23 protein-coding genes and 1 riboswitch are annotated in these 26,645 nt (G+C 65.9%); of the genes, 15 read left to right on the top strand and 8 right to left on the bottom strand.

All coding sequences use genetic code 11. From position 1 onward, the window contains the following. Nucleotides 1-55: 55 nt before the first annotated feature. The 3 genes from ACIP9X_RS14030 to ACIP9X_RS14020 are packed head-to-tail and all read right to left on the bottom strand — an operon-like array spanning nt 56 to nt 2,864. Complete coding sequence (locus tag ACIP9X_RS14030) at nt 56-1,615, bottom strand: APC family permease (RefSeq protein ID WP_400480357.1); 1,560 nt, start codon at nt 1,613-1,615, stop codon at nt 56-58. Next, nucleotides 1,612-2,670 carry an agmatine/peptidylarginine deiminase gene (locus ACIP9X_RS14025; protein ID WP_400480356.1) on the bottom strand — a complete coding sequence of 353 codons (1,059 nt, stop codon included), beginning with the start codon at nt 2,668-2,670 and terminating at the stop codon, nt 1,612-1,614. The genes ACIP9X_RS14030 and ACIP9X_RS14025 overlap by 4 nt, the downstream gene beginning before the upstream one ends. Beyond that, nucleotides 2,667-2,864 carry a hypothetical protein gene (locus ACIP9X_RS14020; RefSeq protein ID WP_400480355.1) on the bottom strand — a complete coding sequence of 66 codons (198 nt, stop codon included), beginning with the start codon at nt 2,862-2,864 and terminating at the stop codon, nt 2,667-2,669. The genes ACIP9X_RS14025 and ACIP9X_RS14020 overlap by 4 nt, the downstream gene beginning before the upstream one ends. Before the next feature lie 210 nt (nt 2,865-3,074). Between ACIP9X_RS14020 and ACIP9X_RS14015 the strand changes: the two genes are divergently transcribed. Then, nucleotides 3,075-3,554 (top strand): Dps family protein, encoded by a 480-nt coding sequence (locus ACIP9X_RS14015; RefSeq protein WP_400480354.1) that lies wholly within the window; start codon nt 3,075-3,077, stop codon nt 3,552-3,554. A gap of 106 nt (nt 3,555-3,660) precedes the next feature. Here ACIP9X_RS14015 and ACIP9X_RS14010 read toward each other — a convergent pair whose 3' ends face one another. Next, nucleotides 3,661-5,202 (bottom strand): MFS transporter, encoded by a 1,542-nt coding sequence (locus tag ACIP9X_RS14010; protein ID WP_400480381.1) that lies wholly within the window; start codon nt 5,200-5,202, stop codon nt 3,661-3,663. Nucleotides 5,203-5,318: 116 nt separating this feature from the next. Between ACIP9X_RS14010 and ACIP9X_RS14005 the strand changes: the two genes are divergently transcribed. The 8 genes from ACIP9X_RS14005 (at nt 5,319) to ACIP9X_RS13970 (ending at nt 16,593) form a co-directional block, all read left to right on the top strand. Next, a complete protein-coding gene (locus ACIP9X_RS14005) occupies nt 5,319-5,858 on the top strand; it encodes a TetR/AcrR family transcriptional regulator (RefSeq protein WP_400480353.1) in 540 nt (179 codons plus the stop codon). A gap of 144 nt (nt 5,859-6,002) precedes the next feature. Further along, nucleotides 6,003-6,101: riboswitch (glycine riboswitch) on the top strand. A gap of 197 nt (nt 6,102-6,298) precedes the next feature. Then, nucleotides 6,299-9,187: an aminomethyl-transferring glycine dehydrogenase gene (gcvP, locus tag ACIP9X_RS14000; RefSeq protein WP_400480352.1), complete on the top strand. Its 2,889-nt coding sequence runs from the start codon at nt 6,299-6,301 to the stop codon at nt 9,185-9,187. A gap of 11 nt (nt 9,188-9,198) precedes the next feature. Beyond that, the gene (gene gcvT / locus ACIP9X_RS13995; protein ID WP_400480351.1) at nt 9,199-10,362 is read left to right on the top strand and encodes a glycine cleavage system aminomethyltransferase GcvT; all 1,164 of its coding nucleotides are present in this window, start codon (nt 9,199-9,201) and stop codon (nt 10,360-10,362) included. A gap of 537 nt (nt 10,363-10,899) precedes the next feature. Beyond that, nucleotides 10,900-11,283 (top strand): glycine cleavage system protein GcvH, encoded by a 384-nt coding sequence (gcvH, locus tag ACIP9X_RS13990; protein WP_400480350.1) that lies wholly within the window; start codon nt 10,900-10,902, stop codon nt 11,281-11,283. A 253-nt stretch (nt 11,284-11,536) separates the two neighbouring features. Continuing rightward, nucleotides 11,537-12,949, top strand: a complete 1,413-nt coding sequence (locus tag ACIP9X_RS13985; protein WP_400480349.1) for an L-serine ammonia-lyase — start codon at nt 11,537-11,539, stop codon at nt 12,947-12,949. Between the two features lie 81 nt (nt 12,950-13,030). After that, nucleotides 13,031-13,852 (top strand): DNA/RNA non-specific endonuclease, encoded by an 822-nt coding sequence (locus tag ACIP9X_RS13980; protein WP_400480348.1) that lies wholly within the window; start codon nt 13,031-13,033, stop codon nt 13,850-13,852. 123 nt (nt 13,853-13,975) lie between these two features. Continuing rightward, the gene (locus tag ACIP9X_RS13975) at nt 13,976-15,049 is read left to right on the top strand and encodes a lipid II:glycine glycyltransferase FemX (RefSeq protein ID WP_400480347.1); all 1,074 of its coding nucleotides are present in this window, start codon (nt 13,976-13,978) and stop codon (nt 15,047-15,049) included. Nucleotides 15,050-15,096: 47 nt separating this feature from the next. Continuing rightward, a complete protein-coding gene (locus tag ACIP9X_RS13970; protein WP_400480346.1) occupies nt 15,097-16,593 on the top strand; it encodes a threonine/serine exporter ThrE family protein in 1,497 nt (498 codons plus the stop codon). Nucleotides 16,594-16,621: 28 nt separating this feature from the next. Here ACIP9X_RS13970 and ACIP9X_RS13965 read toward each other — a convergent pair whose 3' ends face one another. Both ACIP9X_RS13965 and ACIP9X_RS13960 read right to left on the bottom strand, forming a co-directional pair. Then, nucleotides 16,622-17,461 carry a siderophore-interacting protein gene (locus tag ACIP9X_RS13965; protein WP_400480345.1) on the bottom strand — a complete coding sequence of 280 codons (840 nt, stop codon included), beginning with the start codon at nt 17,459-17,461 and terminating at the stop codon, nt 16,622-16,624. Between the two features lie 127 nt (nt 17,462-17,588). Next, nucleotides 17,589-18,380: a uracil-DNA glycosylase gene (locus ACIP9X_RS13960; RefSeq protein WP_400480344.1), complete on the bottom strand. Its 792-nt coding sequence runs from the start codon at nt 18,378-18,380 to the stop codon at nt 17,589-17,591. A gap of 107 nt (nt 18,381-18,487) precedes the next feature. On the opposite strand from ACIP9X_RS13960, the gene ACIP9X_RS13955 reads away from it, so the two are divergent. The 6 genes from ACIP9X_RS13955 (at nt 18,488) to ACIP9X_RS13930 (ending at nt 24,689) form a co-directional block, all read left to right on the top strand. Beyond that, nucleotides 18,488-18,871 carry a DUF3263 domain-containing protein gene (locus tag ACIP9X_RS13955; RefSeq protein ID WP_400480343.1) on the top strand — a complete coding sequence of 128 codons (384 nt, stop codon included), beginning with the start codon at nt 18,488-18,490 and terminating at the stop codon, nt 18,869-18,871. 51 nt (nt 18,872-18,922) lie between these two features. After that, nucleotides 18,923-19,609, top strand: a complete 687-nt coding sequence (locus ACIP9X_RS13950; protein WP_400480342.1) for a LytR C-terminal domain-containing protein — start codon at nt 18,923-18,925, stop codon at nt 19,607-19,609. Nucleotides 19,610-19,767: 158 nt separating this feature from the next. Next, nucleotides 19,768-19,971 (top strand): cold-shock protein, encoded by a 204-nt coding sequence (locus tag ACIP9X_RS13945; protein WP_400480341.1) that lies wholly within the window; start codon nt 19,768-19,770, stop codon nt 19,969-19,971. 113 nt (nt 19,972-20,084) lie between these two features. Further along, nucleotides 20,085-21,335, top strand: a complete 1,251-nt coding sequence (locus ACIP9X_RS13940) for an ABC transporter substrate-binding protein (RefSeq protein ID WP_400480380.1) — start codon at nt 20,085-20,087, stop codon at nt 21,333-21,335. Between the two features lie 318 nt (nt 21,336-21,653). Beyond that, a complete protein-coding gene (gene groL / locus ACIP9X_RS13935; RefSeq protein ID WP_400480340.1) occupies nt 21,654-23,282 on the top strand; it encodes a chaperonin GroEL in 1,629 nt (542 codons plus the stop codon). A gap of 201 nt (nt 23,283-23,483) precedes the next feature. Further along, complete coding sequence (locus ACIP9X_RS13930) at nt 23,484-24,689, top strand: RNase H family protein (RefSeq protein WP_400480339.1); 1,206 nt, start codon at nt 23,484-23,486, stop codon at nt 24,687-24,689. Nucleotides 24,690-24,728: 39 nt separating this feature from the next. Here the strand turns inward: ACIP9X_RS13930 and ACIP9X_RS13925 are convergent, their stop codons facing one another. Continuing rightward, nucleotides 24,729-25,016 (bottom strand): WXG100 family type VII secretion target, encoded by a 288-nt coding sequence (locus ACIP9X_RS13925; protein ID WP_400480338.1) that lies wholly within the window; start codon nt 25,014-25,016, stop codon nt 24,729-24,731. Nucleotides 25,017-25,132: 116 nt separating this feature from the next. Then, a complete protein-coding gene (locus ACIP9X_RS13920) occupies nt 25,133-26,644 on the bottom strand; it encodes a sensor histidine kinase (RefSeq protein WP_400480337.1) in 1,512 nt (503 codons plus the stop codon). Between the last annotated feature and the right edge of the window lies 1 nt (nt 26,645).

Genomic DNA, 26,645 nt, shown 5'->3' with positions numbered 1-26,645 from the left:
GGCGCCGCTTTGCCTGCGTCGTGCGAAACACGTGCAGTAAGGCGCGCGGTAACGCCTACTCGGGAACCACCAGCGCAGGAGTGTCCTTACGGATCGTCTCACCACGGAAGAACCCGGGCCGCAGACGCGACATCACCAGCATGAACACAGCGCCCAGTGCCAGGATGCCGACGCCGAGCACGAACACCAGGCCCACACCGAAGATTTCCGAACCGCTGCCGAATTCCGGAGCCCAGCTGTCCGCGGCCGTCTGCAGGAAGACCACCAGGAGGCCCAGGCCGCCCAGCAGGGGGCAAACCAGCCGCAGCAGGAAGTTGCGGACGCTGCTGAAGAGGGTGCTGCGGAAGTACCAGACGCACGCGAAAGCCGTCAGCCCGTAGTAGAAACAGATCATGAGGCCCAGGGCGAGGATAGTGTCATTGAGGACGTTCTCGCTGACAACATGCATCACGGCGTAGAACCCGGCCGAAAGGAGGCCGGAGGCGATGATGGCGAAGCCCGGCGTCGCGAACTTCCCGCTCATGCGGCTGAAGGGCTGTGGCAGTGCGCCGTAGTGCGCCATCGCCAGCAGGCTGCGTGACGGCGACGTGAACGTGGACTGGAGCGAGGCCGCCGAGCTGGACAGGACTGCCAGTGACATCAGGATGGCGAACGGACCCATGATGGGCGAAGCCAGCGCCGTGAAGATGTTGGCGTGATTTTCCTCGTTGTTGAGGCCGATCCCCGTGGTGCCGACGCCGGCGAACATCATGGTGGCGATGGTGATCAGGAGATAGATGCCAAGGACGACGACGGCGGTCACGGTGCCTGCGAGGCCGGCGGTTTTCTTGCCGTTGGAGGTTTCCTCGTTCACGGTGAGGCACACGTCCCAGCCCCAGTACACGAAGATGGACAGCGAGATGCCGGCCGCTATCTGGCCGAACGTCTCGATTTTGGTTACATCGAACCACTCCCAGCTGAACGGGATGGAGGTTTCGGACGAGGACCAGTTCGCAAAGGCGAGGCCCACGAACAGTGCCAGCACAAGCAGCTGGAAGCCCACCAGGCCGTACTGCACGATCTTTGTGCTGTGCAGCCCGCGGTAGCTCACCCAGACCGCCAGCGCCACAAAAACGAAGCAGGTTGCCACGTTGAGGAGCTTGTTGGCGGCGAGATCGGCCAGTTCGGGAGTGCCTGTCAGCTGTGCGAGGAAGAGATAGAAGAAGTCCACGGCCACAGCCGCCAGGTTGGACAGCACGATGATGTTGGCGGCCAGCAGGCCCCAGCCGCCCATCCAGCCGACCCAGGGGCCGAAGGCCTTGGTCACCCACGTGAAGGTGGTGCCGCTGTCAGGCGAATCGGTGTTCAGCTCCCGGTAGGCAAGGGACACCAGGATCATCGGGATGAAGCCGATGAGGAAAATGACCGGAAGCTGCAGCCCTGCCTCGGCGACGGTGGGACCGAGGGCGCTGGTCAGCGTGTACGCCGGCGCAATCGTCGAAATACCAAGAACGACGACGGCGAGGAGACCCAGCTGCCCGCCCTTCAGTCCCTTGGTGGTAATGCTGTGTGAGGGACTGGCTGTGCCGGCGGCGCTTCCGGCCGGCGCGGTGGTTGGGCGGGTGGTTTGGCTCATGACGTACCCTTTCTGGGATGCAGCCCGGACCAGGGGGCAGCGGGCTGCTGCTGGGTGATGCAGTGGATTCCCCCGCCGCGGGCGAAGAGCTCGCGCGCGTCAATGCCCACCACACGGCGGCCGGGATAGGCGTCGGCGAGAATGCGCAGGGCTTTCTCGTCATTGGGGTCGGAGAACGTGCAGGCAAGGACTCCGCCGTTCACCACAACGTGGTTGATGTAGCTGTAGTCCACGAAGCCCTCGGGGTCTGTCAGCGTCTCGGGGGCGGGAACCTCGATGATGTTCCATTCCCGTCCGGCGGCATCCCGGGTGGAGGACAGGAAACTGATGAGCTCCCGGCTGAGGTCGTAGTCAGGGTGCGCTGGGTTCTGCTGAGCATGGACTAGGAGCGTGCCGGGAGAAGGGATGGCGGCAACGAGGTCCACATGACCCCGGGTGCCGAACTTTTCTGAGTCACGCGTCAGGCCACGGGGCAGCCAGATCACGTGGGTAGCGCCGAGAGTCCGGGCCAGCTCCGCTTCAATGTCGGCCTTGCCCAGGCCGGGATTGCGTCCGGGATCGAGCTGGACGGTTTCGGTCACCAGCACAGTGCCCTCGCCGTCCACCTGAATGCCGCCGCCTTCGTTCACCAGCCCGGACACCAGGTGATCTGCGCCTGCGCGTCCCGTCACCTCGGCTGCGATGAGGGCATCCTTATCCCAGCGGGCCCACTCCTGCGCGCCCCAGCCGTTGAAGACCCAGTCCACCGCGCCCAGCGTGCCGCGGCCGTCCAGCACGAAAGTCGGGCCGATGTCCCGCATCCAGGCATCGTTCAGTTCCGCTGCAAGCACCTCGACGGCGGGCGCCAGGTAGCGCCTGGCTGTCTCGACGTCGTCGGGGGCCACCATTACCGTAACCGGCTCAAATTCAACGGCAGCGTTTGCGACGGCGGCCCACACTGAACGCGCAGTGTGCGCCTCTTCTGCCGTCTCGCCCAAGGTGTAGCCGCCGGTGGGAAACGCCATCCAGAGCCGCTCCTGCGGCGCCGTTTCGGCCGGCATGCGCCAGGTGCTCATGCGTTCACCTCGACCAGCGGTGCCAGCTCGCCTAAGGGGGCGGCGTGTTCGATGCCGTCGTTCAGTTCGGCGCGGGCGGCTGCGGCGTTGCTTTGCCAGCGGTGCTGGATAACCCCGGTCCGCAGGGCCGGCCGCGTGGACGGCGCTGTCCCGGTGGGGGAGTCGGGGGCAATGAGCCTGGTGATTTCAATCATGATGATTACTCCATTGAGACGACCGTCACTAAATGAATGACGTTCATTTAGTATGCACACTGCAGTCGGTACTGGCAAGGCTTATTTGAATGCTGATCATTTATGACTAGAAATAATAAGTAAGCTGATTGTGAAATTGGGCTTCGCTCCTGCCGCCCCGGTTGCGGGCTGCGGTAGCGTCAGAACTGCTGGACCAATCGAGGAGGACGAATGAAAGCTTCACCGACCCTGACCAACAACATGCAGGCCGTGCTCGCGGACCTGATCGAGTTGCATCTCCAGGGCAAGCAGGCGCACTGGAACATCGTGGGGACCAACTTCCGGGACCTCCACCTGCAGCTTGACGAGATCGTCGACGCAGCCAGGGCCTTCGCTGACGACACCGCGGAGCGGATGCGGGCGCTCCATGCCCTTCCTGACGGCCGCAGCGAAACGGTGGCCAAGTCCACCAGCCTGGCCCAGTTCCCCGAAGGCCTCATCAGCACCAAGGATGCGGCCGTCCGGATTGTTGCTGCCTTGGAAGCCGCCGTGGGGACCATGCGCAAGGTCCATGACGAGGTGGATGAGGAAGATCCCACCACCGCCGACCTGCTCCACACCTTCATTGAGAAGCTGGAGCAGTTCGCCTGGATGCTGAGCGCCGAGAACATGAAGCCCACCGCCAGCGTCACGCAGCCTGACGACAAGTAGCTCCACCTGCTGCGGCCCTCGGCCACAGAGCAAAACAGCCCCGGAACCAGTTCCGGGGCTGTTTTTGTGCCAGCGCGTCCGCCGGGACGGCCACCGTTGGGGCTGCTCACCGCGCCCGCGGCACCCTGCGCAGAACGACGGCGGACAGGACGGCCGCTGCGGCCATCAGTACCAGTGCAATCGCCGCAGTGATGTGGACGCCTGAGTCGAACGCCGCGCGGGCAGCCGCTGCGAGAGCTTCGGCCAGCGGGGCGGGCAGTGTCCCGGCCAGCTCGACCGCTCCCGCGAGCGTTTCCCGCGTCCCGGCCAGGGCTTCGGCCGGTGCTGCCGCCGTTACAGCTGCAGGCAGCACCAGCTGCCCCTGGTACGAGGCGGTGAGGATGGACCCCAGGACCGCTGTCCCGAGCAGGGAGCCCACCTCATAGCCCGTCTCGGAGATCGCTGCGGCGGCCCCCGACCTGGCCGGGGGGACAGCCCCGAGGATCAGGTCGTTGGAGATGGTCTCGGCCGCGCCCACGCCCACGGCCAGCAGGAGCAGCGCGCCCAGCAGCAGCCCGGGGCCGGAGGAATGGTCGCCGAGGGTCACGAGCCCGTAGCCCGCGGCGCTGAGCGACAGGCCGCCGGCCACCACGAACCCGGGGCGCACCTTCCGCACCAGCGGCACCACGAGCAGCCCGGCCATCACCATCGCGGCAAGGGCGGGAAGCATGGCGGTTCCCGATGCCGAAGGGGACATGCCCTCCAGTAGCTGCAGGTGCTGGGCCAAAAACAGGATGAAGCCGTTATAGGAGAACAGTGCCAGGACGTTGGCGGTGATGGCAGTGCTGAAGACGGGGTTCCTGAAAAGCGACAGGTCCAGCAGGGGAGATGCCAGGCGCTGCTGCCGCCGGACAAAAGCCCAGCCCATGAGTGTGCCAAACGCAATGATGGCGAGCGGCGCCGTTCCGGGGCCCTCTGTTGCAAGCTCCTTGATCCCGTAGACGGCCGGCACCATCGTCAGCATCGAAAGCAGGATGCTGAGGGTATCGGGGCGGCCGGGGTTCGGATCCCTGGATTCCGGGATGAAGAAGGGGCCGAACAGCAGCAGCGGCACCATAATCGGAACGGCAACCAGCAGCACGGCACCCCACCAGAAGTGCTCCACCAGCCATCCGCCGAAAATGGGGCCAAGGGCGGCTCCGCCCGAGAAGCCCGCCGCCCAGATGGCAACGGCCAGCCGCCGGCGGTTGGGGTCCGGGAAGATATTGCGGATCAGTGAGAGCGTGGACGGCATCAGCATGGCGCCAAAGAGGCCCAGTCCGGCACGTCCGGCAATCAACCACTCGGCACTCGGGGCGAACGCGGTGGCAGCCGAGACTGCCGTGAACCCCGTTGTGCCGATGAGGAGCAGCCGCCGGCGCCCGATCCTGTCGCCCAGGCTTCCCATCGCCACCAGCAGCCCTGCAAGGACAAGCGCGTAAGCATCCACAATCCACAGGAGCTGCACGCCGGAGGGGTCGAGGCTGCGGGCAATCGCCGGGAGGGCAAACGTCAGGGCGGTGTTGTCCACGGCCACGAGCAGGACGGGGAACATCAGCAGGCCCAGGGCAAGCCAGTCGCGCACTCCGCCTTTGGGCCCCCGGGCCGTGCGGTGCGGAAGCTGCCTCATTCCTTCGCCGGCGGGCTGGCGCTGCCGGAACTTTATCGACGTCGTCATGACTATAACTATACCGTCTGGACGGTATAGTTACAGCCACACTTCCTTCAACGGGCATGATTGGAGCCATGGCAAGAAAACCCGTAGCCCGCAGCGCCGTCCTCGACGCCTTTGAGGCCCTTCTCATCGAAGTTGGAGAACGCGCCGCCACTCTGGACGCCGTCGCCGGGCGCGCGGGTGTTTCCAAGGGCGGGCTGCTCTACCATTTCCCGAACAAGGAAGCGCTGATCGGCGTCCTCCTGGACCGCCTGGATGAGTATGCCGAAGCCGATGCGCAGGCCATGTCCACCGCGCCTGAAGGGGCGGCGGCTTACTTCATCAAGTCCTCCGTCTGGGCTGACACCCCGTTGGACCGCGCCATCGTGGCCAGCACGCGTCTGGCGGAGGTCGCCCATGAGGAGACCCGGCGCCGGTTCGCCCGCATCCAGCAGCGCTGGCTGGATGAGATCGCCAAGGACGTGGGTCCGGACCTTGCCAAGGCGGTCCTATATATGGGGGACGGCCTGTACTTCAATGCAATGCTCTCGATCGGTCCCGCCGCGACGGCTGCGGAGACGGCTGCCGACGTCGAAAGCCTGCTGTCCGCGCTGGCGCGGCTCCGGGGCTGAGGGATGCCTGCTCAGGGGCGAAATCCTTCGCTGCGCGGGGCCCGGCAGGTGGGGCCCGGACGCCGCCGTTGCAGTTTGCGGACGGGTCCGGGACGTAGGAGAATAGCCGGTGTGGCTGATGCCACCGCTAACTGAATATGCCTTTGATCTGCGGCGGGAGAGTCCTGCAAGTAGGTACAAGCAGGCGCCGTAGGAGCAAACCCTCCCCAGGAATCTCACAGGCCCATGTACCGCCGCGGCGAGGCAACTCTGGAAAGTAGCAAGCTGTCCGCCATGAGCCCCGGGAGCACCGGACAACTCAGGACACGCTGTGCTCACCGACGGTGCAAGCGGAGCTGCGAACGATGTGCGCGCCGCGGAAACTCTCAGGTCCAATACAGAGCGGGGAGGAACCCGAATCACTGTGGCGTACCCTGCGCCGCCTGAGTAATGGAGTTCCTTTGACCGTACATTCAGCCTCCGCCTCCTTCGTTGACCGGCATATCGGAGCCCGCCGTGCAGCCGACGTTGACACCATGCTCAAGGCTGTCGGCTTCGACACCGTTAATGCCCTGGTTGATACCGCCGTTCCCAAGGACATCCGGCAGGACACTGCTCTGGAACTCTCTGCTGCGTTGAGCGAGGTTGAAGCGCTCGCCGAACTTCGGAAGCTGGCCGCCAAGAACAAGACCGCTGTGCAGATGATCGGCCAGGGCTACTACGACACAGTGACGCCGCCGGTGATCCGCCGCAACATCCTGGAGTCCCCCGCCTGGTACACGGCGTACACGCCCTACCAGCCCGAAATTTCCCAGGGCCGCCTTGAGGCGCTGCTGAACTTCCAGACCATGGTCCAGGACCTCGTCGGCCTGCCGATCGCCAACGCCTCGCTGCTGGATGAAGCCACCGCCGTGGCTGAAGCCGTGCTGCTGATGCGGCGGGCCAACAAGAACAAGCAGGCCCGCGACGGCAAGACTGTCCTGGACGCGGACTGCCTGCCGCAGACCATTGCCATCGTCAAGGGCCGCGCCGAGGCGCTCGGCTTCGAGGTGGAGGTCGCGGATCTGTCCAAGGGATTGCCCGACGGCAACATCAACGGCGTCGTGCTCCAGCAGCCCGGCGTGTCCGGCCGGGTGTTCGACCACTCCGGCATCATTGCCGCCGCCAAGGAACGTGGCGCGCTGGTCACGGTCTCCGCTGATCTGCTGGCACTGACCCTCATCACCCCTCCCGGCGAGCAGGGCGCGGACATCGCCGTCGGCTCCGCGCAGCGCCTGGGTGTGCCGCTGTTCTACGGCGGACCCCACGCCGCCTACATGGCCGTGCAGAAGGGCCTTGAGCGCTCCCTGCCCGGCCGCCTGGTGGGCGTCTCCAAGGACTCTGCCGGAGTACCGGCGTACCGCCTCGCACTGCAGACCCGCGAGCAGCACATCCGCCGTGAAAAGGCGACCTCCAACATCTGCACCGCTCAGGCGCTGCTGGCCATCGTCGCCTCGATGTACGCCGTCTACCACGGACCGGAGGGCCTAAAGGCGATCGCCGAGACCGCGCACAGCCACGCCAAGATTCTCGCGGCCTCACTCAAGGCGGCCGGGCTCGAGGTCCTGCACACCAGCTTCTTCGACACCGTGACCGTGTCCGTTCCGGGCAAGGCCGCCGGCATCATCGCCGCAGCGGAAGAGAAGGGCATCAACCTCCGTGTGATTGACGCCGACACCGTCGGCATCTCCACCGACGAAACTACGACGCCGGCCATCGTGGCGGACGTTCTGGCCGCCTTCGGCGCCACGGCAGTGGGAGCCTCGGGCAGTTTCGCTCTTGACGCCGCCGTTGAACGTTCCTCCGCATACCTGCAGCACCCGGTGTTCAACACGCACCGCTCCGAGACGCAGCTGCTGCGCTACATCCGCAGGCTTTCGGACCGGGATCTGGCGCTGGACCGCACCATGATTCCGCTGGGCTCGTGCACGATGAAGCTGAACGCTACCGCCGAGATGGAAGCGATCTCGTGGCCGGAGTTCGCCTCGATCCACCCGTTCGCGCCGGATTCCCAGACCGAGGGCTGGCGTGAGCTGATCGCGGACCTGGAGGCGCAGCTGACCGAGATCACCGGCTACGACCAGGTCTCCATCCAGCCCAACGCCGGCTCCCAGGGCGAACTGGCGGGCCTGCTGGCGATCCGCGGCTACCACCGCTCCCGCGGGGAGGGGCAGCGGAACATCTGCCTGATCCCTGCCTCGGCGCACGGCACGAACGCTGCCTCCGCCGTGCTGGCCGGGATGAAGGTCGTCGTGGTGGCCACCGCCGCCGACGGCACCATCGACCACGCGGACCTGTACGCCAAGATCGAGGCCAACAAGGACGCGCTGTCCTGCATCATGATCACCTACCCCTCCACCCACGGGGTGTACGACGCCGACGTCCGCGAGGTCTGCGACGCAGTTCATGCCGCCGGGGGCCAGGTCTACGTTGACGGTGCGAACCTGAACGCCCTGGTCGGGCTGGCGCAGCCGGGCAAGTTCGGCGGGGATGTGTCCCACCTGAACCTGCACAAGACCTTCTGCATCCCGCACGGCGGCGGCGGACCCGGCGTTGGCCCGGTCGCGGCCAAGGCCCACCTGGCGCCGTTCATGCCCGGCAACGCCGCGTCCTGGACCGAAGGCGATGACGTGCCGATCTCGGCCTCGCGCTACGGCTCCGCCGGTGTCCTGCCGATCTCCTGGGCATACGTGAAGCTCATGGGCGGCGACGGCCTGACCGAAGCCACCAAGTCCGCGCTGCTCGCCGCCAACTACGTGGCCGCGCAGCTCAATGAGTTCTTCCCGGTGCTGTACACCGGTGAGGGCGGCGTCGTCGCGCACGAATGCATCCTGGACCTGCGCGAACTCACCGCCAGGACCGGCGTCACGGCCGAGGACGTGGCCAAGCGCCTGATCGACTATGGTTTCCACGCCCCCACCCTGGCGTTCCCGGTGGCCGGGACCCTGATGGTGGAGCCGACCGAGTCCGAGGACCTGGCCGAGATCGACCGGTTCATCGAGGCCATGATCTCCATCCGCCACGAAATCGACCAGGTGGCCAACGGTGACTTCACCGTGGAGAACAGCCCGCTGCGCAATGCCCCGCACACCGCGGCCGCCGTCATCAGCTCCGACTGGGACCGCTCCTATCCCCGCGAGCAGGCCGTTTTCCCCGTGCACGCCCTGAAGCAGGACAAGTACTTTGCCCCCGTGGGCCGCATCGACGGTGCTCTGGGTGACCGGAACCTGATCTGCTCCTGCCCGCCCCTCGAAGCGTTCGAGGAAAACACGGCGGCGTTCGAGGAGAACACAGCAGGCGCTGAGAACTGAGGACCGACCTTATGACTGAAAAGTACACAGCCCTGTACGAAGAGCACAAGAAACTCGGCGCTTCCTTCACCGACTTCGGTGGCTGGCAGATGCCGCTCAAATACACCTCCGAGCTGGCAGAACACCACGCCGTCCGCAACGCCGCCGGCATCTTCGACCTCTCCCACATGGGTGAAGTCTGGGTGACCGGGCCCGGCGCCGCAGCCTTCCTGGATTACGCCCTGGTGGGAAAGATCTCCGCGATGGCAGTGGGCAAGGCCAAGTACTCGCTGATGTGCAACGAGGACGGCGGCATCATCGACGACCTCCTCGTGTACCGGCGCCCTGCCAGCGCTGAGGCTGCCGGGACCGAAAGTGCCGACAGGTTCCTCGTGGTGCCCAACGCCGGCAACGCGGCCACGGTAGCCGCGGCCCTCGCCGAGCGGGCAGCGGGATTCGAGGTCGTCGTGGACGATGTCTCCGTCGACACCTCGCTGATCGCTGTGCAGGGTCCGAAGGCCGAAGAAATCCTCCTTCGCCTCGTTCCCGCAGCGCAGCACGAGCTGGTCACCGGTTTGAAGTACTACGCCGGCGTCGAGGTCCCGTTCCTCGTGGCCGGCGCGGGCCAGGAGCTGCTGCTGGCGCGCACGGGCTACACCGGCGAGGACGGCTTCGAGATCTTCGTGGACAACGCCGACGCCGCCGCCCTCTGGCAGGCAGTCATCGCCATTGCCGACGAAGGCGAGCTGACGCCCGCGGGGCTGGCTTGCCGCGATTCGCTCCGCCTGGAGGCCGGGATGCCGCTGTACGGCAACGAGCTGTCGCTGGAAGGCGACCCGTTCGCTGCCGGCCTGGGTCCCGTCGTCGCACTGTCCAAGGAAGGCGACTTCGTCGGCAAGGCCGCCCTGGCCGCCAAAAAGGACGCCGGAGCCGGAACCAGCACGGGCCGCAAGCTCGTAGGCCTCAAGGGCCTCGGCCGCCGCGCCGGACGCGCACATTACCCGGTGCTCAAGGACGGCAAGGTCGTCGGCGAGGTCACCTCCGGCCAGCCCAGCCCTAGCCTCGGCTACCCGGTGGCCATGGCTTACGTGGACGTCGAGTACACCGAGCCCGGCACGCCCCTGGACATCGACCTCCGCGGCAAGGCAGAGCCGTTCGAAGTCGTCGCACTGCCTTTCTACAAGCGCTCCAAGTAGCCCGGCGCTGGTTGAGCCTGCCGAAACCGTCGAACCCTGCTGGTTGAGCTTGTCGAAACCAGCTCTGTGCGGGGCCGGCGGTGGCTGGCTTGCGCCCGTCGGGGCTGACATCCTCCGCGTGCTCGGTCGCGTAGACGCCCGCTGAGCGGACGTGACGCTCCCTTAGACGCACGCTTCCGGATGCCAGCCCCGAAGGGGCCCGGCAACTCACCTCCCAGCCACTCCAGTTACCGAACGAGAGTCAACTCGCCCGCCAGCCGCGCACCGCGTTCCGACGTTCTTTGCGTCTTCGGTCGCCAGGGGGTGGGAAGCATGTTCGCCTGCCGCGCGTGCGGCTTATGAAAACTAGGCCAACGGGCGAAGTCGCGGGGGGACTGTTGGATCCCAAAAACTGAACTGGATATCGACGGGTGAGGGGATTCCGGAAGCGTGCTCCCCACCAAGCACGCGGAGGAATTCGGTCATCCGCCACTTACCCCAGGCACCACTGATTGAGCCCCACGAGAATTTTCACACCAAGAGAAAAGGAAAAAGCACATGGCAAAAGTTGCCGCTGATCTGCAGTACTCCGAGGAACACGAATGGCTTGCCCGGGAGGATGGGAACGTGGTTTCTATCGGGATCTCTGCCGTGGCTACTGACGCCCTCGGCGACATCGTCTACGTCGACCTGCCTGAGATCGGCTCAACCGTGACGGCGGGGGAGACCTGCGGCGAGGTGGAGTCCACCAAGTCCGTTTCGGACCTGTACTCTCCGGTTACGGGCGAGGTCACCGAAACCAATCCGGCCGTCGTCGACGACCCCGCGCTGATCAACAGCGATCCCTACGGCGCTGGCTGGCTTTTCAAGGTTGCTGCCGAGTCAGAGGGACCGCTGCTCTCCGCCGAGGAATACGCGTCCAAGAACGGCGGCGAGCTGTAACAGGCGCAGCTGCCCCACTGCCTGACCCAGCAGCTGAGCCTGCACGACCAAACGGGGGTAGCGTGGATTAGAGAGACTTCTGACGAATCCGCTGGTTGAGCTTGTCGAAACGTTGGTCCCGACAGGTTCGATCAGCGGGTCCGAGTGCGATCGGAGCAGCGGATCCAGCGCAACACGGAGTCAGCAGACCCAGAGCAATACATCCGGCAGGACCATCTGCCGGACCAGAGCAAGACCAAGTTAGGAACCGGCAATGGCTGTTGGTGTCTTTGACCTTTTCTCGATCGGGATTGGCCCGTCGAGTTCGCATACTGTGGGGCCCATGCGGGCTGCTGCGGTGTTCGCGGAGGAGCTGAGGGCTTCGGGCGTGCTGGAGCGGGTGGCGTCGTTGCGGGTGGATCTGTATGGGTCGTTGGCCGCGACGGGGCATGGGCATGGGACGATGACGGCGATCCTGTTGGGGTTGGAGGGCTTTCATCCTGAGCTGATCCTGCCGGAGGAGGTGGAGTCCCGGCTGGCGTCGATCGCGGAGACCGGGACGCTGCGCCTGGCGGGCGCGGGTGACGGGGGCGGGGTGCCGTTGCCGTATGGGGTGGAGGATATGGTGCTGCGGCCGTTGACGGTGCTGCCCCGGCACACGAACGGGATGACGTTTACCGTCTCCGACGCGGCCGGGGACGAAATCCATAAGGCGACGTTCTTCTCCGTCGGTGGCGGGTTCATTGTCCGGGAGGGTGAGGAGGACGCGGCGCAGCAGGAGCTGGAGGAGTCCAAGAAGGAGCTGCCGCTGCCGTTCCGCACCGCGGTGGAGCTGCTGGAGCACTGCCGGGCCCAGGGGCTCTCGATCAGCGAGATCATGTTTCTCAATGAGCGTGCCTCCCGGTCCGAGGAGGAGATCCGGGCGGGGCTGCTGCACATTTACGCGGTGATGGAGGCCTGTGTGCAGGCCAGCCTGCAGCGGGAGGGGCTGCTGCCGGGCGGGCTGAAGGTCCGCCGCCGGGCTCCGGACTGGCATGAGCGGCTGCTGAAGGAGGACAAGGGCCGGGACCCGATGTACTGGCAGGAGTGGGTGAACCTGGTCGCGTTGGCGGTGAACGAGGAGAACGCCTCGGGCGGGCGGGTGGTGACGGCCCCGACGAACGGGGCGGCCGGGATCATTCCTGCGGTGCTGTACTACGCGCTGCATTATGCCCCGGGCATGGACCGGGCCAGCCAGGCCGACCGGGATGATGTGGTGGTGCGGTTCCTGCTCGCGGCCGGCGCGGTCGGGGTGCTGTACAAGGAGCAGGCGTCCATTTCCGGTGCGGAGGTCGGGTGCCAGGGCGAGGTCGGGTCGGCGTCGTCGATGGCCGCCGCGGGCCTGGCCGAGGTGATGGGCGGGTCCCCGGCGCAGGTGGAGAACGCCGCGGAGATCGCGATGGAGCACAACCTGGGCCTGACCTGTGACCCGATCGGGGGCCTGGTGCAGGTGCCCTGCATCGAGCGGAACGCGATCGCCGCGGCGAAGGCCATCAACGCCGCGAAAATGGCGCTCTGGGGTGACGGCACCCACCGCGTCTCCCTGGACGAGGTCATCATCACCATGCGCGAGACCGGCAAGGACATGAGCTCCAAATACAAGGAAACCGCCATGGGCGGCCTCGCCGTCAACGTGGTGGAGTGCTGAGGCCTGGTTTTTGGTAGCCGCCCGAGTCAAGGCGTTCGGGGGACCAGCGCGGATTGTCAGGGTCATGCCACCATGTAGACCATGGGCGAAGGCTACGATCCCGGCTTCCTGCGTGCGGCCCTTGACCTTCCATGCCCGGCGCGCCCGACTGTCCTGCTCAATTACACGCACTTCTCGGTGCGGCTTCAGCCCTCCCGCAGGCTGGCCGCCGTCGTCGGCGTCAACATCAACGGCAGCGAACTTCGGCCGCTCGAGCGCAGCGGAACCTGGCACTTCGACCCGAGGGTGCCCCGGGAGCAGCAGGCCGGCCCCGAGGTGTACCGGAGCAACAGGCTGGACCGCGGGCACCTGGTGCGCAGGCTTGACCCAGTTTGGGGAGACCCGGAAACCGCCCGGAGAGCCAACCAGGACACGTTTGCCTTTCCCAACGCCGCCCCGCAGGCAGCGGACTTCAACCAGGATAAGGAGCTCTGGCGCGGCCTCGAAGACCATGTGCTGAACCATGCCGACCTTCACGACGCCAGACTGAGCGTCTTCACCGGACCGGTCCTGGCCGACGACGACCTGCCGTACAGGGGGATCCGGGTACCACGACAGTTCTGGAAGATTGCGGCCTGGACCGCGGACGGGGCGTTGGCCTCGGCGGGATTCGTGCTCGACCAGTCGCCCCTGCTGGAAGGACTGGAGCTGGAGCAGGCCATCCGCCGGCGGCTGGCCGCCGGCGAGCCGCCACCGCTGGGACCCTTCCGCACCTTCCAGGTCCCGGTGACGCTGATAGCGGGGCTCGCCGGGCTTGAGCTCGCCGTGCTGGCAGCCGCCGACCGGCTTGCCCGGGAAGCCCTCCGGGCCGGTCGCACACCGGCGGCAGCACGCCTTAAAGACGCAGCGCAGATAAGGCTGTGACCGAAAGCCCACCGCAGGCGTGCCGCTTATTCGGCGAGGTCTCATGGTGTCCCGATAGACTTGAGGCTGCCTCATCGGGCACCTGCTGCAGAGACACGTACGCGAAGATTGGACACGGCACACTTGCGAGAATTCACTGCCCGCTTTGCCACCTCCGAAGAGGTCGCCAACTGGGATTCCCACGTCACCGCGAATCCGAACGGCGGAAACCTCCTGCAGTCCGAGGCCTTCGCCGACGTCAAACAGCACTATGGCTGGAAGACCCTCCACCTCGTCTATGAGACAGCCGACTACGTGAGCTACAACCTCGTCCTCGAAAAGAGCTTCCCGCTGCTGGGCAAGCTCTGGTACCTCATCAAGGGCCCGGACGTGGCCGGCGTCGAGGACATTCCCGGCATCGCCAAGGCCAACGCGGACTTCGTCAGGCGGGCACGGCTCGGGGTCTTTGCCATCAAGATCGAGCCGGACATCGTCCTCAGCGACCAGGCGCGCCAGGTCATCGAAGGGGCGGGGCTGGTCAAGACCCACAACCTGCAGCCCAACGACTCCACCGCCCTCCTAGACATTTCCCCCGCCGAGAACCAGCTGCTCCGCAACCTCCACTCGCGCGGCAGGAACGCGGTCCGCCGCGCCATCCGTGAAGGCGTCGAGGTACACAACGTGGAGCCGACGGAAGAGAACTTCCGCGCCATGTACGGGCTCATGACCACAACCGTGGAGGCGAAGTCGCAGGTCCGGGTCCGGGAGTACGACTACTACCGCCAGTTCTGGACCAACTTCATCAAGCGCGGCCAGGGCAGGCTCCTGTTCGTCTACGAGGACGGGGTCCCCTCCGTGGGCGCCTTTGTCATCAACTACGGCCGCAAAGGCACGTACAAGGACGGCGGCTCGCTGCAGAAACGCAGCCAGTACGGCGATTCGCACCTCGTGCAGTGGACCGCCATCAACCAGGTCAAGGAACTTGGCTGCACCGAATACGACTTCTGCGGCACGCCCCCCAGCGACAAGCTGAAGGACACGTCCAACCCCTTCCACGGGCTCGGGCTCTTCAAGACAAGCTTCAGCAAGACCGTCACCGACTTCGTCGGCTGCTACGACCAGGTCATCAGCCCGCTGAAGTACAAGCTCTGGACCGCCGCCGGTGAACGGGTGGCGCGGCAGGTGTACACCCGCCGGACGGGGCAGCAGTTCTACTAGACAACACTGGTATGCCGAGCAGCAGTAACCGACGGAGGGAGGCCGGAATGACCAAGCAACCCGACGGGGCCAAGCGCCCCCACCCCAACAGCCTGCCCAAGACCGAGCCGCTCACCGCCTCGCAGCTGCGCCAGAACGCGGCGGCCAAGCGCATGCTGCGCCGACTGGTGCAGGGGGAGAACCCACCGACGGCGCCGCTGAGCATCGTGGATCGGCTCACGGGCAGTCCCTACGCCAACCCCATGATTCAGGTGGGCGGGGTGGATACCTCAGCGCGGAAGACGATGGACTTCGCGCTGCGCCTCGCCGAAGCGATGTTCCGCTATGGAGCCGGTGCGCTCGAAGTGGAAACCAGCATCATCGCCGTCACCGCGGCGCTCGGGCTGAAAAACATCGAGGTGGATATCACCAACCAGTCGGTGGCCATTAACTATGCGACCGAGGACCAGCCGCCGATTACACTGCTGCGCGTCGTGCGTTCCTGGACCAACAACTATGCAGGCCTGGCGAAGGTGCACCAGCTCGTGACCGACATCGTGGCCGGAGGCGTTGGCCGGGATGAAGCGGCCCGGCGGCTGGACGAGATCGTCCGCAGCCCCAAACCGTTCCCGCGCTGGATGGTCACGGTCGCGTTCGCGGTGTTTTCCGCCATGTTCGTGGGCGTGATCGGTGGCGGCCCGGGTGCGTCTGCAGTCGCCTTCGCCTCCAACCTGCTGATCAGCCTCCTGGCCCGGAAGCTGGGCCGCTGGCGTACGCCGGACTTCTTCATCACCGCGGCCTGTTCCTTCCTGGCCACTGTCATCGCTCTGCTCCTGTGGAGATTCGGCAGCCCCGTAGGAGTCCAGCTTGCCCCCGCCATCGTGGTGGTGGGCGGCATCCTGCTGCTGCTTCCCACCGGTCGGCTCGTATCCTCGGTCCAAGACGCCATCAACGGCTTCCCTGTTACCGCAGCAGGCCGGTTCCTGTCCACGCTGCTGACTTTCGGGGCAGTCGTTGCCGGGATCGCCGTCGCCTTCGTGGTGGGGGACAGGATCGGCATGGAACCCATCGACGTCACAGAGACCTTCCCACCGGCGTATCCGCTGTGGGCACAGGTGATCATGGTGGCCATCGCCGTCGTGGCCATCGGCATCACGGAACAAACGGACTGGAAGCTGTTGCTTCCGACGGCCGGCGTCGGCGTGGTTGGGCACCTGGCCCTTATCGGCGCCGAATCGCTGAACGTTGGCGCGCGGTTCTCACCGGCGCTGGCCGCCGTCGTGATCGGCTTGCTGGCCCGCGTGGTGGCGCTGAGGATGGGCGCACCGCAGCTGGTGGTTGCCGTGCCTGCCGGCCTGATACTCCTGCCCGGCCTGACCATCTTCCGGTCGATGTATGTGCTCACTATCGAGGAAGCCGAGATCCTGCTGGGGGCCGGAGGCATGCTCAGCGCAGGGGCGATCGTCTTCGGTATCGCCGGCGGCATCGTGCTCGGCGACACGCTGGCGCGGCCGCTCACCAAGAGCCTCGCGAGCAATGAACGACGGCGGGCCCGTCGCCGCTAGTCGCCGCTAGCTGTACAGCTAGCGGCTGTTAGATTTGCCCGATGGGCAGCTTCTTCTCAGCCTGGAAAGCATCTTCCACCCTGCCCTTCGCCCAATATCCGGACAGGGACACCTTGCTGCGTTCCAGGCCACGCTCCTTGAAAAGCACGTCGCGCAGTGCCTTCATGTAGCCCCGTTCGCCGTGCACAAAGGCGTCCACCCTGCCCTCGGGCCACTGCGCCTCCCGCACGGCGTCGATCAGCAGGGTGCTGTCGCCGGCGGGTACGCCCCTCCGCTTGAGCCAGACGACCTCCACGCCGGCGGGTGCGGCAATCGGCTGGACATCGGCGTCGTCGTCCACTTCGAGGAAGGCCTGCCCGCGGGCGCCCGGGGGAAGGGATTCGACGACGGCGGCGATGGCAGGCAGCGCCGCTTCATCGCCGGCGAAAAGGTGCCAGTCCGCCGAGGGATCCGGGTTGTAGGCCCCGCCGGGGCCGGTGAAGATCAGGCTGTCACCGGGCTCGGCCGACGCGGCCCAGGGACCTGCCAGGCCCTCGTCGCCGTGGATGACGAAGTCGATGGCCAGTTCGCGTGCAGCCACGTCGACCCGCCGGAGAGTATAGGTGCGGGTGAACGGCCATTGCTCCCGTGGCATGGTCTCGCGCACGGTCCACAGGTCAAGCGGCTCGGGGTATTCGACGCCCGGCTGCGGAAAGGCGATCTTGACGTACCGGTCCACGAAGTCGTTGTTGATGTAGTCCGCGAAGCCTTCGCCGCCTGCGATGATCCTCACCATGTGGGGCGAAAGCTGCTCCCGGCGCAGGACGGTCAGGTTGATCTGGGGGCGGGATTTCCGCGTCGCGGTGGTAGTGGCAGGCAGAGCAGTCATGAAGTAAGCCTAGCCTAAGTCCACTTTCGGACTCCCTTTTGTTTCCTTCCAAGCCTCAGTGCATCAGTGGACGTCAAGCGCGCGGGTCGGGGCAGCGCGGCATATGCGCCCAGGACGGGAGAGACGATTAGCGGCCAGGGGCAAACGGAGGAAGTTCCCAGTCCACGGCGCGGGCACCCTGTTCTTCCAGCAGGGTGTTGGCGCGGCTGAACGGCCGGGAGCCAAAGAAGCCCCGCGAGGCGGACAGCGGGCTGGGATGGGCGCTGGCCACCACCGGAGTTTCGCCGAGCAGCGGGCGGACGCTTTCGGCATCTTTGCCCCAGAGCACGGCGACCAGGGGGACCCGGCTTCCCTCCGCCGTCCGGCGCCCGGCGACGGCGGCGACTGCCGCCGTCGTAATGGTTTCCCAGCCCTTTCCGCGGTGGGACCCGGCAGCACCCTCGCGCACACTCAGCACCCGGTTCAGCAGCAACACGCCCTGATCAGCCCATGCGCCGAGGTCCCCGTGGGTCCGTGCCGGGTACCCGAGGTCCGATTCCATTTCCTTGTAGATGTTCGCCAGGCTGCGGGGGATGGGCCTGGTCTGGCCGTCCACTGAGAAGGCAAGGCCTACGGCATGGCCCGGAGTGGGATAGGGATCCTGTCCTACGATCAGCACCCGGACGTCCGCCAGGGGCTGCCGGAACGCCCGGAGGAGGTTCGACGGCGACGGCAGCACCTGGTGCCCGGCGGCCTCCTCCCCAGCCACGAAGGACAGCACCGAGCGCAGCTCGTCCTCCACGTCCGACAGGGCAGCGGCCCAGTCGGGCGCCACCAGCTCCTCCAAGGGCGTGGCCGCCATTCCGGCAAGGGCAGGGCCGTCAGCCGCCGCGGCAGGCTCCAGCACAAACAGGGGTTCCGGTTCAGTCACACGGACCATTGTTCCAGCGCGGGGCCTTCGGCGTAACGCCGCGTAAATGACAATGCTGTTATTCGTCCGTAACATGGGGGTTGGTCTTTTTCCCGGAACCAGCCAAGGAGTGTGCAGTGGCCGAACCGTTGCAGGACCATCTCACAGAGCATTCCGCCGAGCACTCAGCTGCCCAACCCGCTGGTGCGTCGGATCCCCACACGGGGCCGCGCCGCGGCTCGCTGCTGGAGGATCTTCAGCTGCGGGACTCGCCGCTGAGCGAGCGCGAGCAGCAGATCCTGGCGCTCGAGCGGCAGTGGTGGAAGTACGCCGGCGCCAAGGAACAGGCTATCCGCGAACTGTTCGATCTCTCGGCCACGCACTACTATCAGATCCTCAATGCGCTCATTGATACCGAGGCCGCCCTGGCCCACGATCCCATGCTCGTGAAGAGATTGCGCAGACTACGTACGTCACGTCAGAGGGCCCGCACCGCGCGCCGCTTGGGGTCTGACGCCTAAATCGTTAGTGCCGGACTGCCGGCAAAAGACCAGCAAGGACGTCGTTTCACCATGACCAATTACGCCCGGGACGAATTCGACAGGGTCCCTGAGGCCGCCTCACGGCAGGGCGTCCACCGGGCCGCGGCGGCGCCGACGCGTCCCCGTCTGTGGCCCATTCTGAGTGTGGGAACCGGCGCCCTGGCAGTGGGCATGGCCGCGTTCGTCCTGCTGCCCCATGCAGGGTTCGAGGCCGCAGGGCAGTCCTCTTCCGAGGCGGCGGCCGCCGTTGCGCAGTCCGGGGGCACGGCATCGGAGGCGGCCTCGGCCAAGCCGTCATCGGCCGCGCCGACTGCGGATGCCTCCAAGCCGGCCTCCCCGTCTGCTGCCGCGTCTGCTGCCGCGTCTGGCGATCCGTCCGAAGCCGCACCGTCATCGCCGGCTGCCTCCGAGGCTGCCGCTGTCGACGTGCTGGCCTCAAGCGTGGACAAGGCAGTTCCGGTCTCGATCTTCAACGGCACCCTGGCTTCCGGGCTGGCAGGCCGTGTTGGTGCCACCGTCAAGGCCGATGGCTGGACCCTGGGCCAGGTTGCCAACTGGCAGGGCGCTCCGCAGCAGACGTCGGTTATTTTCTACTCGGGCTCCGAGCGAAGAGCCAGCGCCGAAGCGCTGGGGGAGCTGTTGAACATTACGACGCTCGTGGAGACCCCGGGATTTGAGACCTCCGTAGCCGTGGTGCTTGGCCCCGGATTCCAGTGATGAGCCGGGTTACGCCCGAATAACTATTGCGTCAGGTTTGGGCTGTCCGTCTGCCTCCCGCCACCCGCCGATGGATAGAGTGAAGACAGTCTTCGCAGCGTAATTCGCGGCACACGCTGAAGTGGGCCTTACGGAAGCAATCTGAAAGTGTGGAAATCATGGCATTGGGAACCGTGAAGTGGTTCAACGCTGAAAAAGGCTACGGCTTCATCACCGTTGACGGCTCGGGCGACGACATCTTTGTGCACTGGTCTGCCATTCAGGGTGACGGCTACCGCGCCCTCGACGAGGGCCAGCGGGTCGAGCTCGATGTCGGAGAGGGTGAAAAGGGCCCGCAAGCTGAAAACGTGCGGCCCGCCTAGTGGCTGACCGTGCCACCCCGGTGACTGCCCGACGGCGGACAGGCGCGTCGCGCTTCACGACCCTCCGCTTCACGAGCCTGAGGTTTGCCCGCACTGGCTCCGTCCGCACGCGCATCATCCGCATTGCAGCGGTCGGCGCTGCCGCCGTACTGGTGCTGGCGGCATGCTCCGGGCAGGGCGGAAACGCAAGGACAGCCTCGGTCGAGGCGAGCGGCGACGGGACACTGCGGATCGGCCTGATTCTTGACAACTCCGGATCCCAGGCGTTTCTGAACGCCGCGCAGCTCGCGGCGGCCAAGCTTGCCGTGCAGGAGATCAACGCCGCCGGCGGGCACAAAGGCCGGCCCGTGGAGTTGCTGCCGGAAAAGATTGGCGGGGAGGTCTCCGACCAGGCGAGAGCACTGGTGGACGCAAAGGCCGACGTCGTCATAGGACCCACGGATTCGAGCCGGGCTCCTGCCGCCATCGATGTGCTGTCCAAAGCCAAGACGGTCCTCATCTCGCCGGCCAACACGTCCGCCAGCCTGAGCCAGTACAAGAGCGACGGCTACTACTTCCGCACTGCGGCAACGGATGTGGCCCAGTCGCCGGTCCTGGTCAAGCTGGCCAAGGACGGCGCTGCAAAGAAGCTGGCCGTTGTCCACGAGCAGGGTGCCTACGGCACCGACGTGTCGGCAGCCGTATCCTCCTCCGCCAAGGAAGCGGGGATGGAGGTCGTGACAGTGGCCGGGTTCAAACCAGGTGAAGCGCAGAAGGCGGCGGCGACCGCCGCGGAAGCCTCGCCGGACGCCGTCGTGGTCATTGCCCGCGACGGCGCGCAGGGTGCCATCGCCGAACTGCAGAATGCGGGCGTGACCGGGAGCCAGCTGATCCTGGCTGACGGAGCCTTCAGACAGTATGGCTCGGACCTTGGCTCCCGGGCGCTGGAAGGAGCCCGGGGGATCGTTCCGGGCGCCTTTCCCTCCGCGCATCTGCAGGGCGAACTGGTCGCCGTGGATAAGGGGCTCAAGGACATGACTTTTGCCGCGGAGACGTACGACGCCATCAATCTCGCTGCCCTTGCCGCCGCCGTGGCTGATGACGACGCCGGAGCCTCCGTGGCCGCCCACCTCATTGCCGTCTCGGGCGGCTCTGCGGGAGCCAGCACTCAGCCCGCCGCGGCGCCCACCGTCTGCAGGTCATACAAAGACTGCCTGGCCAGAGTCAGAGCGGGAACGCCGGTTGATTACGACGGCGAGTCCGGCCCGGTGCGGTTCGATGAGAACGGCGACGTGACGGCGGCCAGGTACATGGTGTTTACCTATGGGGCGGACAACAGGGCGAAATTGACCGGAACCGAAACGGCCGGCAGGGCACACCGTTGATCCGGCTCCACCCAAAGTGTGTCCGCTGATCGCTGAGAGCGAAGCGGCCCTGGAGGACCGGGGGTTTTCAGGCCGACTGCTTGCACTCTCCCCGGGGGAGTGCTAATTATTGATTAGCACTCCTGCGTATCGACTGCTAACTCATCGCCCGGTTTAGGCCGCAAGCGGGGTCAGCGGCCGTGCACGGAGCGAAAGAAACACCTGGTTGGGGTGAGATCGGGACTGCCGGCATACAGAGGCCGTCGGGAACGATCGTCCGTCGCGGGCACCGCAGCGAGGTTCATTCTTAACGACTGTCCCGAAAGGACTACTGCCGTTATGGCCAAGATCATTGCATTTGATGAAGAGGCACGCCGCGGTCTTGAGCGGGGCCTGAACACCCTCGCCGACGCCGTCAAGGTCACCCTCGGCCCGCGTGGACGCAACGTCGTCCTCGAAAAGAAGTGGGGCGCCCCCACGATCACCAACGATGGTGTGTCCATCGCCAAGGAGATCGAGCTGGACGACCCTTACGAGAAGATCGGCGCCGAGCTGGTCAAGGAAGTTGCCAAGAAGACGGATGACGTCGCTGGCGACGGCACCACCACGGCTACCGTGCTGGCCCAGGCCCTGGTCAAGGAAGGCCTGCGCAACGTTGCAGCCGGCGCTGACCCGCTGTCCCTCAAGCGCGGCATCGAGAAGGCCGTAGAGGCCGTCACGGTTGAGCTGCTGGCCTCCGCCAAGGAAATCGAAACCAAGGAAGAGATCGCCGCTACGGCCTCCATCTCCGCCGGTGACGACGAAATCGGTGCCCTCATCGCCGAAGCCCTGGACAAGGTCGGCAAGGAAGGTGTCATCACGGTCGAGGAGTCCAACACCTTCGGCCTGGAGCTCGAGCTCACCGAAGGCATGCGCTTCGACAAGGGCTACATCTCCGCTTACTTCGTCACGGACACCGAGCGCCAGGAAACGGTCCTTGAGGACCCGTACATCCTGATCGTCAACTCCAAGATCTCCAACGTCAAGGAACTGGTTGCTGTCCTCGAAAAGGTCATGCAGTCCAGCAAGCCGCTGCTGATCATTGCCGAGGACATCGAGGGCGAGGCCCTGGCCACCCTGATCGTCAACAAGATTCGTGGCACCTTCAAGTCTGTTGCCGTCAAGGCCCCGGGCTTCGGCGACCGCCGCAAGGCCCAGCTGGCCGACATCGCCATCCTCACCGGTGGCCAGGTCATCGCCGAGGAAGTCGGCCTGAAGCTGGAGACCGCCGGTCTTGAACTGCTGGGACGTGCCCGCAAGGTTGTTGTCACCAAGGATGAGACCACCATCGTTGAAGGCGCCGGAGACGCCGACCAGATCGCCGGCCGCGTTTCCCAGATCCGCGCCGAGATCGAAAACTCCGACTCCGACTACGACCGCGAGAAGCTGCAGGAACGCCTGGCCAAGCTGGCCGGCGGCGTTGCAGTCATCAAGGCCGGTGCCGCCACCGAAGTTGAGCTCAAGGAACGCAAGCACCGCATTGAGGACGCTGTCCGCAACGCCAAGGCTGCTGTTGAAGAAGGCATCGTCGCCGGTGGTGGCGTTGCACTGATCCAGGCAGGTCTCAAGGCGTTCGCCAACCTGAACCTGACCGGCGACGAAGCGACCGGTGCGAACATCGTCCGCGTTGCCATCGACGCTCCGCTGAAGCAGATCGCCTTCAACGCAGGCCTCGAGCCTGGCGTTGTCGTTGACAAGGTCCGTGGCCTGCCCGCAGGCCACGGCCTGAACGCTGCAACCGGCGAGTACGTCGACCTGCTGGCTGCCGGCATCAACGACCCCGTCAAGGTAACCCGCTCTGCCCTGCAGAACGCGGCTTCCATTGCCGGACTCTTCCTCACCACCGAGGCCGTCGTGGCCGACAAGCCGGAGAAGAACGCTCCCGCCATGGGCGGCGGCGACGAGATGGGCGGCATGGGCGGTTTCTAACCACCCCTCCCATCGCTGAGGGAGTCAGCGAACACGCGTAAGCGCGGCGGCGGTCCTATCTTCGGATGGGCCGCCGCTGGTCTTTAACCACCGGACGCCGGACTTAAACGGCTGCTGGCCCTGACGGGCTGCCGGCCTATAACAGTGCAGGCGGTTACAGGGCGGACTTCCAGTGTCGGCCCAGTCTGGCAGGATGGATTTGTGACGATTACAGCAGCGGCCGACGGTTCGGCTTTAGGAAATCCCGGCCCGGCCGGATGGGCCTGGTACGTGAACGACGATTGCTGGCGGGCCGGAGGATGGCCGCACGGCACGAACAACCAGGGCGAGCTGATGGCCGTGCTGGACCTGTTCCGTTCCACGGCGCACATCCCCCAGGAGGATTTGCGGATCCTGTGCGACAGTCAGTACGTCATCAATTCCGTGACCAAATGGATGCCGGGATGGAAGCGCAAGGGATGGCGCAAGGCCGACGGCAAGCCGGTGCTGAACGTGGACCTGCTCAAGGAAATCGATAAAGAGCTTGTCGGCCGCAAGTACACGTTCGAGTGGGTGAAAGGCCATGCCGGCCACGACCTCAATGAGGCCGCCGACGAACGTGCCCGGGCCGTCGCCCTGGCCTACCAGCAGGGCGTCGCAGCCCGGTCCGGCCCCGGCTTCCGCGGAGCGGCTGCGCTGGAACAGGACGACGACGCCCTGGAGCAGGACGAGAGTGAAGAGCTGGACCTGTTCGGTGGCCTTGGAAGCGGGCTTTCCCTCAGCGCCGAACATAACCGCCGTGATCCCAGCGGCCGGGCCGACGCAGGTGCGAACGCCCCGGCAATGGCAAGCGGTGCGGTGCCGGCAAACGGCAGCCTGGCGGCCAGCAGCGGTGCAATGGCAAACGGCAGGGCATTGGCAAGTCGCGGCGTAGTGTCTAACGGCAGCGCAGTGGCAAACGGCGGCGCAGCGGCTAACGGCAGGACAGTGGCCAACGGCAGTGCAGCGGCGGGCAGCGGGCTGCCTGAGGAGCTGGACCTTTTCAGCGAACTGGATGCGGACGCTTTCACCTCGCCGCTCGGCAACCCGAGTCCGGAACAGACTGTCGAAGCGCTCGAACGCGAGCTCCTCCGGCCCGATGTACGCAGTGATATCGGCCGGACCGGGGTACTGCTGCATCCGGAGTTCACCGAAATCGGCACCTCCGGAAGGCTCTGGACCCGTGACGCCATGATGATGTCACTGGAGGAAAGCCCCGGCAGTCACATGGAGCTGGAACTGATCTCCGTGGACCGCATCGGTGCCCAGGCTATCCTGCTGGTCTACCGCAGCCATTCCCGTGAGGGCGCCGCCCTCGGGAGCTCCCTGTGGGTCCTCGACGGCGAACAGTGGCGCCTCCGCTTCCACCAAGGCACCCCGGAGGCCTGAGGACAGCGAGCCTATGCCAGGGTCAGCTCAAGCACGGGGTCAGCTGAAGCGCTGCGCGTTGCCCTGCTCCGCTTGGGCATAGGTAGCCGCCGCGGACGACAGCGCGAGGTTGATGGACGCCAGGGACGCCTCCACCTTTCCCTGCGTCAGGGTCCACTCAGCCACGAGTGCCTGGAAGTTGGTGGCTGCCGAACCCCGCCAGGTTCCTTGGAGTTCGTCCAGGCCGTGCTTCATGGCCTGGACGTCGGCGCTGATGCGGTCGACGGTTGCCCTGACGTTCGCTGACTTGAGCTGGAGGAGTTCGGTATCGACGGAAATGATGCTCATGGCTCTGCCTCTCGACGTGCCGCGCGAGTGATCGCGCCGGCGCTGGACGAAAGCGGACAGGTGGTCCGGCCCGCTGCATCGAGCCTATGAGCGCGGGATCCTCAGGGCACACAGGGTCATCCCTGTATGTGGATAACCTGCGCGTCGTTCTGCCTGTTCTGGCCTTCACCCTTTCTAACGCCGCGGGGCGCAGCTTGCTGTGAGTCGTCGCGCAGGGGAAGGCTGACTGTCAGAGTTGCCCCGCCGCCGTCGGTGGTATGGACCCGGACGGAGCCGCCATGCGAACCCACAATGGCGGCCACGATGGCCAGGCCCAGGCCGCTGCCGCCTGTTTCCCGGGTGCGGGAGGTGTCCGAGCGGTAGAAACGTTCAAAGATCCTGGGAGCCTCACTGTCTGGAATGCCCGGCCCATGGTCACGGACTTCAAGAACAGCACGCGGCGCCCCGTCCTCTCCGGGGCGCACGCCCACGGCGAGCTCGATCGGGGTGCGTTCCGGTGTGTACCTCAGGGCGTTGCCGACCAGGTTTCCCACGACCTGGCGGAGCTTGGCCTCGTCTCCGAGAACGGGGGCCGGTGTGGCGTTCCCGCCGTCGAGGCCGATCAGGGTGATGCTGCGGTTCCTGTCACTTGCCTGGGTGTCCACCACAGCGTCGTGGGCGATCAGTTGCAGGTCGACCGGCTTCTGCTGCAGCGGCCGCTGCTCGTCCAGCCGGGCAAGCAGCAGCAGGTCCTCCACCATGGACCCCATCCGCTTGGCTTCGCTCTCGATCCTGCCCATGGCATTGGAGATGTCTTCGTCAGACTGCAGGGCCCCGTGCCGGTAGAGCTCCGAGTAGCCCCTGATGGTCACCAGCGGGGTGCGCAGCTCATGTGATGCGTCAGCGGCGAAGCGCCGCATCCGCTCCTCGGACGCCATGCGTGCGGCAAACGCTGCCTCGATGTGCGCCAGCATGGCGTTGAGTGAGCGTCCCAGCCGCCCAACCTCTGTGTCCGGGTTCTCCACCGCCACTCGGCGCGACAGGTCGCCGGCCGCGATCGCAGCGGCAGTCTTTTCCACACGGGCGAGGGGTCTGAATGATCTGGTGACGGTCCAGGAAGCGATAAAGGAGGCCAGGATCATCGTCAGCAGGCCGACGCCTGCAACGACTAAGGCCGCATGGCGCAGCACTTCATCCACCGGCGAAAGCGGCAGACCAACAACCACCACCGCCCGGCGCTGTTCGCGGTCCACAACGTTGACTGCAACGACCCGCCAGTTCTTGTCGTCGCTGCCCTTGACCTGGTACGGCCGAAGTTCGCGCTCCCGGGCTTCCTCTATCGAGATTTCCTCGATGTCGGGTCGGTTGGACTTGCCATCGAGGTTGCTTCCCGTGGCTCCGGGGTAGTAGATGGTCACGGTGTAATCCGTGGGTACCACAGGGTTCGGCACGATGAGCTGGTTGAAGGAGCGCTGCCGCTGCGCCGACTCCACCGCTGCCCGCAGCTTGTCGTCCACCTGTCCCTCAAGATAGCTGCGAAGCAGGGTAAGGGTGCCCGCCCCAGTCACGGCGAGGGCCACCAGCATGAGTGCCATCATGATGGCCACCAGCTGGGACCGGAGCGTGGCGGACTTCCAACGTTCGAGCAAG

Origin of the sequence: Arthrobacter sp. NPDC093125 (assembly GCF_044754225.1) — a bacterium.
Lineage (GTDB): Bacteria > Actinomycetota > Actinomycetes > Actinomycetales > Micrococcaceae > Arthrobacter.
This window is presented reverse-complemented; position numbering and strand designations above follow the sequence as displayed.